At 58.9% G+C, this 13,788-nt stretch carries 10 protein-coding genes and 1 pseudogene; 7 read left to right on the top strand and 4 right to left on the bottom strand.

From position 1 onward, the window contains the following. Nucleotides 1–320 precede the first annotated feature (320 nt). The 3 genes from ACQUQ0_RS17020 to ACQUQ0_RS17010 are packed head-to-tail and all read right to left on the bottom strand — an operon-like array spanning nucleotide 321 to nucleotide 3,763. Nucleotides 321–1,151 (bottom strand): energy-coupling factor transporter transmembrane component T family protein, encoded by an 831-nt coding sequence (locus ACQUQ0_RS17020; RefSeq protein WP_435186895.1) that lies wholly within the window; start codon nucleotides 1,149–1,151, stop codon nucleotides 321–323. Then, entirely contained in the window at nucleotides 1,148–2,845 is a 1,698-nt protein-coding gene (locus ACQUQ0_RS17015) for an ABC transporter ATP-binding protein (RefSeq protein WP_435186893.1), read from the bottom strand. The genes ACQUQ0_RS17020 and ACQUQ0_RS17015 overlap by 4 nt, the downstream gene beginning before the upstream one ends. A 3-nt stretch (nucleotides 2,846–2,848) precedes the next feature. Further along, nucleotides 2,849–3,763, bottom strand: coding sequence for a hypothetical protein (locus tag ACQUQ0_RS17010; RefSeq protein WP_435186891.1), 915 nt, complete (start codon nucleotides 3,761–3,763; stop codon nucleotides 2,849–2,851). Nucleotides 3,764–3,931: 168 nt separating this feature from the next. Here ACQUQ0_RS17010 and ACQUQ0_RS17005 point away from each other — a divergent pair, with 168 nt between their 5' ends. From ACQUQ0_RS17005 to ACQUQ0_RS16975, 7 genes and pseudogenes are all read left to right on the top strand, one after another. After that, entirely contained in the window at nucleotides 3,932–4,657 is a 726-nt protein-coding gene (locus tag ACQUQ0_RS17005; protein ID WP_435186897.1) for a 2-phosphosulfolactate phosphatase, read from the top strand. After that, nucleotides 4,654–5,436 carry a sugar phosphate isomerase/epimerase family protein gene (locus tag ACQUQ0_RS17000; RefSeq protein ID WP_435186890.1) on the top strand — a complete coding sequence of 261 codons (783 nt, stop codon included), beginning with the start codon at nucleotides 4,654–4,656 and terminating at the stop codon, nucleotides 5,434–5,436. The genes ACQUQ0_RS17005 and ACQUQ0_RS17000 overlap by 4 nt, the downstream gene beginning before the upstream one ends. Nucleotides 5,437–5,846: 410 nt before the next feature. Continuing rightward, nucleotides 5,847–6,755, top strand: coding sequence for a hypothetical protein (locus tag ACQUQ0_RS16995; protein WP_435186889.1), 909 nt, complete (start codon nucleotides 5,847–5,849; stop codon nucleotides 6,753–6,755). 1 nt (nucleotide 6,756) lies between these two features. Further along, nucleotides 6,757–7,077 carry a hypothetical protein gene (locus tag ACQUQ0_RS16990; protein WP_435186887.1) on the top strand — a complete coding sequence of 107 codons (321 nt, stop codon included), beginning with the start codon at nucleotides 6,757–6,759 and terminating at the stop codon, nucleotides 7,075–7,077. After that, nucleotides 7,074–7,804 (top strand): annotated as a pseudogene (locus ACQUQ0_RS16985) (hypothetical protein). The gene ACQUQ0_RS16990 and the pseudogene ACQUQ0_RS16985 overlap by 4 nt, the downstream one beginning before the upstream one ends. Before the next feature lie 231 nt (nucleotides 7,805–8,035). Further along, nucleotides 8,036–10,207 (top strand): type B DNA-directed DNA polymerase, encoded by a 2,172-nt coding sequence (locus ACQUQ0_RS16980; RefSeq protein ID WP_435186885.1) that lies wholly within the window; start codon nucleotides 8,036–8,038, stop codon nucleotides 10,205–10,207. An 812-nt stretch (nucleotides 10,208–11,019) separates the two neighbouring features. Further along, complete coding sequence (locus ACQUQ0_RS16975; protein WP_435186884.1) at nucleotides 11,020–12,486, top strand: orc1/cdc6 family replication initiation protein; 1,467 nt, start codon at nucleotides 11,020–11,022, stop codon at nucleotides 12,484–12,486. Between the two features lie 587 nt (nucleotides 12,487–13,073). Here the strand turns inward: ACQUQ0_RS16975 and ACQUQ0_RS16970 are convergent. Next, nucleotides 13,074–13,397 (bottom strand): hypothetical protein, encoded by a 324-nt coding sequence (locus ACQUQ0_RS16970; RefSeq protein WP_435186882.1) that lies wholly within the window; start codon nucleotides 13,395–13,397, stop codon nucleotides 13,074–13,076. Between the last annotated feature and the right edge of the window lie 391 nt (nucleotides 13,398–13,788).

Here is a 13,788-nt window from a genome sequence, read left to right as displayed (position 1 = left end):
TCGGCTTGTGCTGGCGCGAGTGCCGGAGCGGCCGCCTCCTGTGCCGGCGGTGCGGCCGGTGCTGGTGGTGCTGCTGGCGGTGCCGGTGGCGCTGGCGGGTGCTGAACGTCGCTGAGCGCGCTTACCCGGGTGAATCGACCGGAGTCGATGTTGTTGACCCACTCTCTGTATCGCTCAAGACGCTACTGACAGGCCCCGGGTAGTTCGTTCAGGCGCTGCTGCATACAGGGCGCATATCTCGCACGCGGTCGTTGCCAAACTGACAAGATACTCAGTCAGACTATGCATCAGACAAAAGGCACCTGCAAGTCCCTCTTGAATCAGCGCAGTCCGGGGAGAAACGTCGTGGTTCGGAGCCAGAAAAGAAAGACGAGAATGAGAGTCGACAGTCCAAGGAACGCCCAGTCTCGCGCTCCCGTGCCGAGCGTGTTTAGGCGGAGTCGGCGACTCTCCGGGTCCTCCAATGATCGGGAGAACCCTCTCGTCTCCATCGCTTCGACGGTCATCCGACTCCGTTTCGCGACGTCGAAAATGAGCGGATAAAACGCCCGTACGCCTATCCAGAGGAGGTGTCGCCAGTGGCGCCATCGCAGCACGCCCTCGCGGTCGGGTCCGCGGCTACGGAGTCGAATCGCGTGGACAATATCACGGTATTCCTCCAAGAGCACCGGTAGCATACGATAGCCGTACGCGAGCGAGAATGTGAATCGACGTGGGACGCCGAAGCTCAGCAACGCCTTGCTCAGTCGCGATGGACTCATCGTGGTGAAGACGGCGACGCTCGCAAGCGAGATACTCGCGAGTTTGAGGTTGTACGGCACGAGTGCTACGACGGCACCGACAGCGTTACCACCTGTCACCCAGACAACGGCGGTGAAAAAGGCGAGATTGGAGACCATACCGAATACGAGTACCGCGAGCAGGATACGATTCACCCGGGAGACGACGACGAGGACACCCATAAACGTGAGCAGTGTGCCGAGGACGAGCGTGTCGTAGAACATCCAGGGAACAGAGACGAAGACCACGTACCATCCAAGAAGGACGCGCGGATCAAGCGTATTGAGAAATGCGTCGTCGTCGCTGTGTGCGATCCGCATCAACTCGACTCGCACGCGGTCGATAGAGAGCCAACGGCGCTGCGTGCTCATCGCTTTCCTCCGAGTCTCGCAGAGAGTTCCGAGACAGTCGTCGCGGGCGGGTTGATGCCGAGTCGCCGGCTCACAATGACGGGCTGGGGCGGCCGCAGGGCAGTCGAATCCATCAACGACGCGTCGGTCAACACATTGTCCGGAGCCCCGTCGGCCACCACGGCACCCTGATCCAGCACGATGACGCGGTCGGCCCAGGATGCGACGAATTGGAGGTCATGCGTGGCGACGACGACGGCCTCAACGCGGTCGTCGACTCGGTTGAGCATTCGCGTCACCTCGCGTCGGCTCTCCATATCGAGACAGCCTGTCGGCTCGTCAAGCATCATGAGGGTGGGCCGCATCGCGAGGGCGATTGCGAGAGACGCACGACGCTGCTGCCCGACCGAGAGCAGGCGGCCGTCCCGTTTACGAAGGTGATCCAAGTCGAGGTAGGCGAGAACGTCGTCGACGATCTCCTCGATGTCATCGGCGTCTCGCTGGCGGAGGTAATAGCCCACATCTGCCTCGATGGAGTCTTCGATGAACATCTCCTCGGGCCGCTGGTGGACGTAGACGACATCATCAGCCAGCATCTCAGGTGAAGTCTCAGTGGTGTCGTGCCCCACGACTTCGATCCTCCCGTCATCTGGCCGAATCAGGCCAGTGAGGAGTTTCATCAGAGTCGATTTTCCGGAGCCGTTCGAACCGACGAGGGCAACGTTCTCACCCGCGCTCATAGAGAGCGAAAGGCCATCGAAGACCGGCGTTTCCGCGGCATCCATCGTCTGATACTGGTAAGTCACGTTCTCGACCGAGACTATCGACTCGGTAGAACGCGTCGGCTCGTTGGCACCACCGTCGGGAGTCGTTCGACGCGGCGTATCGACCGTTGCGACAAACTCGTCGACCGTGACTGGTCGTTGTGTACGGTCAGCCATTCGCACGTCAAGCCGATCAGCCAGTTCGGTCACCTGCGGTGGGTGGATGTCGCGCTCACGGAGGTCCTCAAGACGGTTCAGTGCCTCTGCCGTCGGCTTCGACCAATGGATCCGACCGTCGTCGACGAGGACGACGCGGTCGGCGTACTCGGCGACGAGTTCTGTGTCGTGCTCGATGACGACGACTGTGCGGCCGTCTTCGACGAGTGTCGCGAGCTGGTCGTAGACATACGCGGCGTTCTGCGGGTCAAGCTGTGCTGCCGGTTCGTCGACGACCAGCACGTCCGGGTTGAGTGCGAGCACGCCCGCTATCGCTGCGAGATGTTGCTGGCCACCGCTCAACTCCCAGATGAAGTCGTCGCCCAAATTCGCGATATCGAGTTGTTCGAGTGCTCGTTCGGCGCGTTCGTGGTAGTCATCGAATCCGTAGTTTAGCGGGCCGAATTCGACGTCACGCCGGACAGTCGGCTGAACGAGCTGGTTTTCGAAGTCTTGGTACACGTAGCCGACGCACGTCGCGAGCGTCCCGACGTCGACGGTCTCCGTGTCCGTCCCGTTGACGAGTACACGGCCCCGGCGTTCGCCCTCGAAGAAGTGTGGAATCAGGCCGTTGAACGTCTTACACAGTGTCGTCTTCCCGCTGCCGTTCCCACCGAGCACGGCGAGGAACTCACCGGATTCGACGGTCAGGTTGGCGCCGTCGAGTATGAACTCGTCGCTTCCAGGGTAGCGAAACGAGTAGTCTTCGACGCGGACAAGGGGCACATTGCTCATCTGTCACTCACGGGAAGAGAGTGTCTCGGGCTCACGTTCGGACGCGTCGTCCGAGCGCCCCCACGCGACGACGGCGAGCAGGAGTAGGAACGCAAGGATGAGCGAAACGAAGATGCCAGCACCGCCATCTTCTGCACTCAGGCCGACGAGCGCACCGATGTTCGGGAGCGCCTCGGTCTCCATCATAGGGATGCCGAAAAAGAAGCCGGCGGTCGCGAGGAAGAACGCGAGGACGGACGCGCCGACAAGGACGAGCAAGTGTGCGACGCCGACATCGGCGAACATACTCGCGTCCGACCGCGGCCGTGGTTCGATACCCAGTAGCGGCTCAACCTTCCCATAGAGTGCGGGCACGAGGTACATCGTGGGGATCGCACCGAAGATGAGGCCGGTAATGATCGCCTCCGGAATCATATCGACGACCTCAATAATGAAGACGCTCTGAGGGAGACCGGCGACGGCCTCGAACTCTTCGGCGCCGACCCAGATAACACCCATATCGAGAAGAGTCGCAGGAATTTGAGCCCCGATTTTTGCGAAGACGGCTGCGAGGAACACTTGGCGGGGGTTGGTAAGGTCGTGAACCATCTGTGCAGCGACGTAGACGAACGCAGTGACGATGGCTACCTCACCAAACTCGCCGAGTCCGCCGAACTCGCCGAGCAGGAACTCGGTAAACACGATCTCGCCGAGTGGGACGGCGAGTGCCGCCTCGATGTAAGGAAAGAGGAAAACGAGTGCGAGCGGGAGGAAAATAAAGCTCGAAATTCCGAGTTCAATCGGACCGAGCGTGGGCTCGGGGATGAGCTCGGCGATGGTGTTTTCGAGCCCAGACAGCGTGAGCACGAGGATGAACACCATCATCCGTTTGTTGGACGATGCGGTCACGTTCGGCGTGAGTGACTTGGTGACGTTCATTGTCCGGTTGACGGGCGCGGATTTCCTGAGAATGGTAATAACGTCTTATAATAGGTGAAACAGGTACTCTCGATAGCTCTATCGAAGTATTGCAAGCTGCTGAGAAGTCTAGGACCCTTTATGCCACTCATAGCAACCGGTTCAACGGTCGAGGGGGTCGTCAGCGGTGTGCACGCCGAACGCGAACTCTCGGTCAGTGATCGCATCCTCCGCAGTCGGAGCGAGATCCCCGCGGACCCGCCTGCAGGCGACTACGTCGTCGTCGACGTGACGCACTTTTCAACAACTGTCACCGAACTCCTCGGAAACGGTGCTGCGTACGTCCACGTGACAGACGAACGTGGTGACGAGTTCGAGTTTCAGGAGGAGGTCCCTGAAGCGCTCATCGGCGGCGGCAAGACCGACGACTACGAACCACACGAGGGCTACGACTTCTTCAACTCACCGAGCTACGTCCAGCGCTTCGATGTCACTGACACTCCGACTGCGATGACGTCGAAGAACGGCGGCGCGGCAGTGACTACACTCAGCGACCGCGGCAGTGAGGACATCGATGTGTTTGTCGGGGGATACACGAACGCAGTCGCAGTTGCCGAATATCTCCGCGAACGCGACGCGCCCACGTTCGTCGTCGCGGCTGGCTCACGCGGTGAGGAAACGACGGACGATCTGCTCGGAGCAGTCCTCATTGATCGCTACCTCCGTGAACGTCCCCTGACGGCCGACGAACGTGCCCACTTCGTCGCGCTCCTGGAGGCTGCAAAGGGGCCGGGGTACGCGGAGAAACACGAGGTCCGCCGGAAAGACCTCCACGAGTATGCGACAGCGATCAATGCCCGAGATGTCGTCCCCCACCTCGACGGTGATCGACTCGTCCGGGCGCGGGATCGATGACCGAACGATTCGGCGCCTCGATGGATCTCCGGTTCGATTGTTCCTTCGAGGAGTTCGTCGCGTTTCTCGACGAGCGGGACCTCTCACACGTCGAACTTCGGCAGGGCTACCTCGATACATATCCCGACGCGCCAGCGCCCGAGCACGTGCGTGACGTCAGTGAGGAGTACGACGTTACCGTCTCCTACCACGCCCCCCATCGAGACTGCAATCTCGCGAGCGCGAACGAGACACTTCGCGCGGGAGCAGTCGAGGCCGTGAAACAATCAATCCGTACCGCCGAGACTGCCGGAGCTAACGCGGTCGTCGTACACGGTGGCACATTCCGATCGCACTATCCGGAACGAGTCCGCGACGCCAATCGTGACGCGGCAGTACGTTCGCTGCGCGAGTGTGCACGCCTCGCAGACGACGTCGGTATTCCACTCTGCGTGGAGAACCAGCGTGACAAGGACCAGAAGAAGCGGTTTACTGCCCGGCCCGAGCGCTTCGCTGCTCTCCTCGACGATGTCGCCGCTGGGGCGCCTCGGCCATCGGTCACACTGGACGTCGGGCACGCGAAGGCGACCGGTGTCTCACTCGCCGATCTTCTCGACGCCGTGGGCGACGATGTGGTCGTCGCACACCTCCACGACAACGACGGAACGACAGATTCGCACGACCCACTGCCCGATTTCAGGACAATTGCAGCGGATCTTGACGCGGCCTACAACGTCCTGGAGATGAAGTCGCTTGCGGATATCGACCACTGTCTCGCCGTTCCAGAGGATAGATTGTAGCAGGTCGGGTTCGATAGTCCAACATTCTCCCTTTGCTGATTATGAGATCCTCGTTCACGAAACGGCGACCGCTCAAGATCACATACCAAGCGGTCGTTGCGGTGGTGACGGCGTGAGACGGATAACGACGGCTTGCTGACTACATCCTCTATATTCAGCAGGCAGTTTTTGGCACATTTCGGACAAATCGATAGCCGGTTTGGTAACTGCTTGCCCTATACTGAGCGATCGGTCCTTGGGCGACGGATCCATCAGGGCCTAGGACTGAGCAACCGGAACCGATTCCGGAAATCGGCTACTCCCGCTCGAAGCGACCGTCCGGACCAGTAAGATGGGAGGGGATCCGCTTCTCGGTAGTTTCCGGAAACGCCACGCCGTCGCTTATCGGAGTCTCGTGTGTCTGATAGTGTATGCGTCAGCAACGACACACTGACTCAGCCGACGAGGACGCGATGGCAGTTCATCGTCTGACCCGGCCAGCAGAGCAGAACCGAGACCTCGTCGAACGGGTGGACCCGGGAACGGACGCGTCGCTATTGCCCTCGCTCGATAATGGGCTGGTGTTGCTCGATCTCGAACAGTCACGTGGCGTCCCAGTTGTCCACTCCCTAGTCTTAGATCACCTGCTGCTCCACGACGGGCCGGCGTTCTGGATCGATGCCCGAGGCTACGCGACGACCACCAGCTTCGCACAGCTTTCCCCCAGTCCTCAGTTGCTCGACCGTATCAGCGTCGCTCGCGGGTTCACGCCGTACCAGCACTACGGCGCCGTCTGTGGGCTCTCCGACGCCGTAGCGCGGACCATTCGTGAGGATACTCCGGTCACGCCGTCGCTTCTCGTCGCACCAGCGCTCGATGCCCAGTACCGTGCGGCGGATGTTCTCCCCGAGCGGCAGGCGCGTACACTCCAGGCACGGACGCTCGCCCGCTTGACGGCGTACGCTGATGCCTACGACGTGCCCGTGTTGATGACCCGGACGGCAGCCGACGAGTTCGCAGCACCGATCGAGGCGGCCGCCCAGCACCGGCTACGATGCAAGCAGACCCGATTCGGGCCCCGGTTCGTCGGCGAGGATTTCGAGACGCTAGTCTACCCTGTCGACGACGGCTCGTACTACCAGACCACGCTTGCGTACTGGCGCCAGCTGCTCGGGATTCGAGCCGAACAGGTGGGCATAGAGTCGGCCCGAAATACGGCACAGCCCCGCCCGGCGTCGACGGTCGGTTCCAGTGTCACGCCATCGGGCGAACGGATGACGCTTCCAGCGGCGCCTCTTCAGGACGCGTGGCTCGACACGGCGCCGGCCGGGGGGCCGTAGGATGGGCCGGACCAATCCGACCTATCGTGACGCCTTGCGGGCGATCGAAGAACGCTGGGCGACGTTCCGGCGAGCGCTCCGAGGGCGCGATCAGCCCCGGTTCGATCGCTTGTTCGAGTATGCACGCGCGCACGCCGATGCAAGCGGGTTGTTGAACCACCAGACACCGCTGTTACCAGCACTAGTCAGTATCGACCTCGAACAGGAAGCACGCCTCGAGGACCACGAGGAGCGCCTGGCAGCACTCGAACGGCGAGTGTCCGAACCTGAGGACGAATCATCGCGTCCAGCCGCCGACCGTGACACGGGAGGAGCGGAATGACCGAGTTGATGACGGTCGCCTTCGATATCGAGACGACGGGATTTGAGACCGCAGACGAACTCACAGTGATCGGATTCGACTCGGTGGTGGCGTCCCGGGTGTTTCTCAACACTGGGGGAACGACACCGCCCGAAAATCTGGCTGAGCGGTTGAACGAGACCTTTCATAGTGATTACTCTCACTGTTTACCGCCGAACGCCACCCCCGGTGACGGCGTTCGGCGGGAAGAGACGAGAGCAATCACTATCAGGCGCCGGTCCAGCTCTCGCTCCACGACAGCGAACAGGATCTCCTGACAGATCTGGCGACGTTCGTCACCGCGACGCTCAGGCAGCGTGACGCGAAACTCGTCGCGTACAACGGTGAGCGGTGGAATGGCGGGTTCGACTTGCCGTTTCTGCGGACGCGACACTGCAGGCACGGCCTCGAGTGGCCCTTCGGCGCGCTCCCGTACGTCGACGTGATGGACGTCTTCGAGACTCGATTCAATACTAGCAACGACTCCTTGAGTGGTGTCTACGAGGAATTGCTCGGCGCCGGACTGAACGAACTTGATCCGTTCTCCGACAGCCGTGAGGCCGTCTCCGTCTGGGAGGACGGCCTCTTCGAACCGCTCGTTGTCCACAACGTGGCCGATATCCGGCGCACCCGGGCACTGATGGCACTGGCAGAACGGTACTGCTCGAAGTCGGATTTCTCGATGAAGTCGCTCGATCCGATTGCGTGAGGCGTTGTTTCAGATTTCTCTTCTGCTCCGACTGCCTCGGTGACGCCTGCACATTCGAGCGGTGCATCTCCGAGAGCGTCCGGCTGGCGGTTCCCGGAACTCGTTGCGGAAACGCGGACGTACAGGCCAGCGGCGAGAAAACGGTACTCTAAGCGGTCCCGAACCTATTCATTGAACTCCGGAAACGACACGCCATCGCTTATCGGCCGTTCGACAGTGATAGTGCGATAGATGCCGTTCACGATCGATTTCCTGGACAACGGGCGCGTCCTCGAGTGGGAGACGACTCCAGACGGTGCTACCGTAACCGAACGCGACGACTACACGCCGCGCTTCTACGTCGCCGCTCGTGACCCTGCTGCCGACCTCGATCTCACAGCGCTCCGATCGGTGTATGAGCAGCACCCGGACGTCGTCGCGACCGAGATGGTTGAGCGCCGTCCGGGATTTCGACGAGACGAAGAAGCGGTCCTCGCCGTCGATGTCGCCCATATCGATCGCGTCACTCCACTCGCCCGGCAGGCGCGCCAGCTGTCGGATTATCCAGTTGGCGAGCTGGCGTGCTTCAACGTTGATTTCTCGCGGGAATTTCGGTACTGTCTGGAGGCCAGTGTCGATCCGACTCCAGCAGGTGAGCTGTCGACGCTCCGGCTCGGCGTGCCGGTCTCCGAGACGAGTACGGATACCGATGGCTACCGGGAGCTGTCCGTTAACGGAGTGACCGTCGCTGGCTCACCGCTCGATATGCTCACCGCCGTCCAGGAAGCGCTCGCGGCCCACGATCCCGACGTCTTGGTCTGTTCGACGAGCGAGATCGTGCCGACACTCTCCGAGATGGCGGCGGCCGCTGGCATCGAAGACTTCAGCCTGGGCCGATGGCCTGACCCCGACTACCAGACACTCGCACGCCGATCGACGTACTCTAGCTACGGCCGTGTTGGCCACTCGCCGGCACGATACAACGTGCCTGGCCGTGCGATCATCGACGAGTCGAACACGTTCTTCTATGGGGAGACGAATCTCGACGGCGTCCTTGACCTCGTGTCGCGTTCGAAAAAGCCCGTCCAGGAGCTCGCGTGGGCGTCGATCGGGAACGTCCTCACGGCGATTCAGATCCGGGAAGTCCACGAGCACAACGTCTTGGTCCCGTGGAACTCCTGGCGCCACGAGTTCTACAAGCCGATGGGGACGCTCCACGACGCCGACCGCGGCGGGTTCATTTTTGCCCCTGAGGTTGGGGTTCACGACGACGTTCACGAGCTCGACTTTTCGAGCCTCTATCCGAACATCATCTGTACCCGCAACGTCTCACCGGACGTCATCCGGTGTGACTGCCACAGCGACCGCGAGGACGTCCCCGGCCTCGGATACTCGATCTGCGACGACCGGGGCTACCTCGTCGACGTCCTACAGCCGATCATCGACGCGCGCGACGAGATCAAGGCGGCCATCCGTCACGAGAAGGATCGAGACGACCCCGACGGGGACCGACTGGCAGAACTCGAGGGGCGGTCGGGAGCGCTGAAGTGGATCCTCGTCGCTTGCTTTGGGTATCAGGGGTTCAGCAACGCGAAGTTCGGCCGTATCGAGTGTCACGAGGCGATCAACGCGTTTGCTCGCGAGATTCTGCTGACGGCGAAACAGCGACTGGAAGCCGGCGGCTGGCGCGTCGTCCACGGCATCGTCGACTCCATCTGGGTGACGCCGGATCCTGACGTCGACGACGATGACCGCGAGGACCTCGAGACGCTCGCGACGGCAATCACGGAAGAGGTCGAGATTCGGCTCGAACACGAGGCCCACTACGACTGGGTGGCGTTCGTGCCGCAGCGCGAGAACGACGCCGGCGCGTTGACGAAGTACTTCGGGAAGGTCGCCGGCGACGACGAGTTCAAGATACGCGGTATCGAAGCCCGGCAGCGTTCGACCCCACCGTTCATCGAGGACGTCCAGCGGGACTGTCTCGAACGGCTCGACGCGACTCGATCTCCGGGCACCGTACTCGACTGTCTTCAGGATGCGATCAGTCGCCTCCACGCTGGGATGGTGCCGGTCGACCAGCTCGTCGAACGGAATCGTGTCTCCAAGCCGCTGGAAGGGTACACGCAGAACACACAGAACGTGGCGGCGCTGAAGCGGGCTCGGGATCAGGACCTCGCCATCCACCCGGGACAGGACATCGAGTACGTGGTCGTCGACGACGAGAAGAGTTCGCGAGACCGAGTCGCGTTGGCTCACGAGGAGATCGAGTCGTACGACGCGTCGTACTACAAGACGCAGCTCGTCAGAGCTGTCGAGAGTGTGCTGGCACCGCTTGGCTGGGGCCGCAACGATATCCGGCAGAAGATCGCTGAGATTCGAAAAACGAACCTGACTTCCTTTACCCTGAATCACGAGGATTAACCAATATTTCCGGGAATATCGGATTGTGTTGGTTAATATCGTTTCCGGCCACGTACTGCTGGACTCCGGTGCAACCCAATAGGGCCAAGCCGAGATTACCTGATCACGGTGGGACGGGGACGGCAGGTGGTAAAGAACACGGCAGCAGGCGACACACCTCTATCGATGTGTTTTGCGCTGGTCCCCAGGGAACCGAGCCGAAAGGTCACGCCACTAGTCGTGGAGAAGTCGACCGCGACCCGAGAAGCGAAGCTAGCCGAAAATACAGACACCCCTCTATCGATGTGTTCCATAGGTGGACGATAGGTGTTTTGACCGAATCCAAACGATAGCGACATCATTGAATTGGAGAAATTCTCGAGTAGCGTTGCTCTATTTGCCGTAAAGCGAATCTATGCTAACGAGAACTGAAACCGGTTAGGAGGAGAGAAAGCCGACACATCGAACACATCGATAGAGGTGTGTGTGAGTGTGTTCTAGAAAGATAGAAGAAAAGAAAGAGATTCTTTTCTCAAGGTTCGGGGATTTAATCGGCTCGTAGGTACAATTCGAGCGAAGAAGGATACCAACGACAGTGTGAACTGAAGATACCATCCAGTAGCCCTCCCCACCCCATCGACACGGCGAACACATCGATAGAGGGGTGTGTCTCTGTATCCACCGACTGAGTTAACACTTCGTCGGACGTTGGGAATACGATTCTCAACCAACGATTGAATTTTTGAATTCACGTAGAATCACAACCTGATGCGTATGATCACACTTCGATAGGGGTGGGAATCTTTTTGTAACTTGGTTGTATGGCCTTCCGTATGGGAACTGACGACTCCGACCGTTCTCGAGCTGATTCGAGAACACCGGAGGATGAGACTATCACGAACACCGATTTCCGTTCTGAATCTACTGAATCGGACGTTTCGGAAGATCGCCCGGATTCGACCCATCCTGAGGACATCTCGGAATCGACGACAACCACCGAGAAATCGGCACAGTCGATCGAGGATATGCTGCTGGAGTTCGACGATGAGGAGGGACTCATTCGAGACCGATCCCTTTTAGATCCGAATTATGTCGTCGAAGAAGACCGGATCGTCGGTCGGGACGAACAACTGCAGGAAGTCACCAAGATGCTCCGTGTCGCCCTCGGCGACAATCGGCCGCCGAACCTGTTCCTGTATGGTCCCTCGGGCACGGGCAAGTCGCTCATAACGAAGGCCGTCTGTAACAACATCAGTCGGATCTGTGACTCTCGTGATATCCAGTTCGGGACGATCGAAGTCAACTGCCAGGATCTCGATACGCTCGGCGTTGCAGTGTATGAACTCGTCCAACAGGCTGCAGATGAGGCGAACGTCGATATCCAGGTCCCAAAACACGGCGTCGCGACGAAAGAAAAATGGGACGAACTCTATCGAATCGTCAACGAGAATTTCGATTCCGTCGTCTTCGTCCTCGATGAACTGGATATGCTTGTGGGTCGCCGAGACAAACAAGAGCCGGCGTTCTCCCGACTCTTGTATCAACTCTCCCGCGCCGGCGCAAACAACGAACTGAGTGCCCACGTGTCTGTCGTCGCGATCTCGAATGACACGAAAATGATGGACGCCGTCGGCAGCCGTGCAGTCAGCTCGTTTACGCCAGAGGACGTTCATTTCGACGACTACGACGCGAATCAGCTACAATCAATCCTCCGGCGACGGGAGGATGCATTCTACGAAGACGTCGTCGATGACGATGTGATCCCGCTCGCAGCCGCCTTTGCCGCCCAGACACACGGGGATGCGCGAAAAGCGATTGATCTGATCCGGGTTGCTGGCGAACTCGCCGAACGGCAGGGCGATACACGCGTCCGTGAGGAGCACGTACGAGCCGCACAGGCGAAAGTCGAAAAGAACCGCGTTCTCGAAGTCGTTCGCGGTATCAGCACCCAAAAGAAATTGTGTCTCTATGCAACGGCGGCCGTCGCAGCAGAAACTGATACTGGTGCTGCCCGGAGTACGACGGGATATCGAGTCTACCAGTTCCTCACCGAGGCTATCGATGCCGATCAGTATCACCAAGAAACATATGTGAACAAAATGAAGGAATTGACCACGTATTCACTTGTTGACTTTGAGCGACGGAGCCACGGTCCAAGTTCCGGGATGTTTCTGGAGTTTCAGTTTGCGGAGCGACCGGACACGATTCTGGAAACGCTTCGTGAGGATTCACGACTTGAGATGGTCTCTGAAGACGAGGTCCAGTCCGTCGTCAAAGCCCAGATCAGGAACCAAACTTAGACTTACCTGACACCCCTCTATCGAAGTGTATGTTGGGTCTGATAGCAAATCCCAATTGATAATAGAATAACATTGAGGGATAACTTGATCTTCGCCGTGATGTGTCCCAAACACCCCTCTATCGACATGTAATATGCACTTAGAGGGGTTGAAATGCAGTATTTTTGCATAAGCTGATTTTCTACCCGATTGACCGATTTCGTAATTCACTCTCATCAGTAGATGCTGTCAGTCCCAGCAGGCACCCCTCTATCGATGTGTTTCGGATGGTCTCATCCGGACACACCCCTCTATCGAAGTGTAAACGCAGGGTCGACCATCCCCCCGTCATCGAAGTGAAAATCGGTTCAGTCTCCGGTTCTCTTAATGTTCACCGTTCGAATTTCACTTTGCACACGGGGTGTTCCCGCTCGACTTGTTACTCAATTCATCTCTTACACGGAGTCCAGTACGTCTGTGTCATCCCACGGATTGTAGGCCATATTCACTATACGAAACCAGCCTAATAACTCTCTATCGTCGATATACAGCACATTTACACTTTGCACACGGGGTGTGGGAAATCGATAATCGGATGTATTGACCCCTCATTCGTCCGGATTGACTGGCCCTTTATATTTGGACGTGACCTTGTCCCCCTCTCTCCACTGCCAGTAGTAGTAGCGGTTGTCGTTAATCTCCTTGATCGTGATCGTTGCCTTCGACGGAACCTCGTCCGGAAGATCATCAGGTCGGTCGTCGATCTCGTCGTCCTCCGACTCCTTTTCGAGACGCGCTTCGCGAGCTTTGTGCTCTGCTAACTCCTCGGCATAGCGTGCGATATGCTGGAGCTGGTCTGGCGAGTAGCTGTTGAGCGTGTCGACGATCTCTGTCGGCAGTTCGGCTGGCGGCGTCGGTGGCTCGTAGGACATTAGCGGTCGCCTCGTGTTAACCAACAAAGTGCGTACTGGCATAGACTTGTTGGTTAATCAAACATCGCTCCGTCACGCGCTGAAGAGTATGAATAGCAAACTATTCACAAATAGCAACCGAGGTCGCTGCGATGTCAAACCGGCAGCAATCAAAGAAGCCGCACAATAGAGGGGGTCGATAACTCAATTGGTGCTGTGAAACTCACCATTTGACGACCCACACTGAGCGTCCGGTGTCTGTATTCCACTCTCACCAATATAATTATAAATACATCGGTGGAATTAGAATATATGAGAGAAGCGGAGCTACGGGCAATCGACTGTTTGCGGGATCAGTCCTACTCTGTTGGCGAATTAGCCGATGCCATCGATAAAAGTCAGAGCTGGACGT

Origin of the sequence: Halobellus sp. EA9 (assembly GCF_051195055.1) — an archaeon.
Classification (GTDB): Archaea; Halobacteriota; Halobacteria; order Halobacteriales; family Haloferacaceae; genus Haloquadratum; species Haloquadratum rubicundus.
The sequence above is the reverse complement of the archived record's forward strand: the minus strand, read 5'-3'. Positions and strand labels throughout refer to the sequence as shown.

Excerpts from the sequence above, each read along its gene's own strand:
- ACQUQ0_RS16975 (WP_435186884.1), top strand. The coding sequence starts at position 11,020 with ATGGGAACTGACGACTCCGACCGTTCTCGAGCTGATTCGAGAACACCG.
- ACQUQ0_RS16980 (WP_435186885.1), top strand. The coding sequence starts at position 8,036 with ATGCCGTTCACGATCGATTTCCTGGACAACGGGCGCGTCCTCGAGTGG.
- ACQUQ0_RS16995 (WP_435186889.1), top strand. The coding sequence starts at position 5,847 with ATGCGTCAGCAACGACACACTGACTCAGCCGACGAGGACGCGATGGCA.
- ACQUQ0_RS16990 (WP_435186887.1), top strand. The coding sequence starts at position 6,757 with ATGGGCCGGACCAATCCGACCTATCGTGACGCCTTGCGGGCGATCGAA.
- ACQUQ0_RS17020 (WP_435186895.1), bottom strand. The coding sequence starts at position 1,151 with ATGAGCACGCAGCGCCGTTGGCTCTCTATCGACCGCGTGCGAGTCGAG.
- ACQUQ0_RS17015 (WP_435186893.1), bottom strand. The coding sequence starts at position 2,845 with ATGAGCAATGTGCCCCTTGTCCGCGTCGAAGACTACTCGTTTCGCTAC.
- ACQUQ0_RS17000 (WP_435186890.1), top strand. The coding sequence starts at position 4,654 with ATGACCGAACGATTCGGCGCCTCGATGGATCTCCGGTTCGATTGTTCC.
- ACQUQ0_RS17010 (WP_435186891.1), bottom strand. The coding sequence starts at position 3,763 with ATGAACGTCACCAAGTCACTCACGCCGAACGTGACCGCATCGTCCAAC.
- ACQUQ0_RS16970 (WP_435186882.1), bottom strand. The coding sequence starts at position 13,397 with ATGTCCTACGAGCCACCGACGCCGCCAGCCGAACTGCCGACAGAGATC.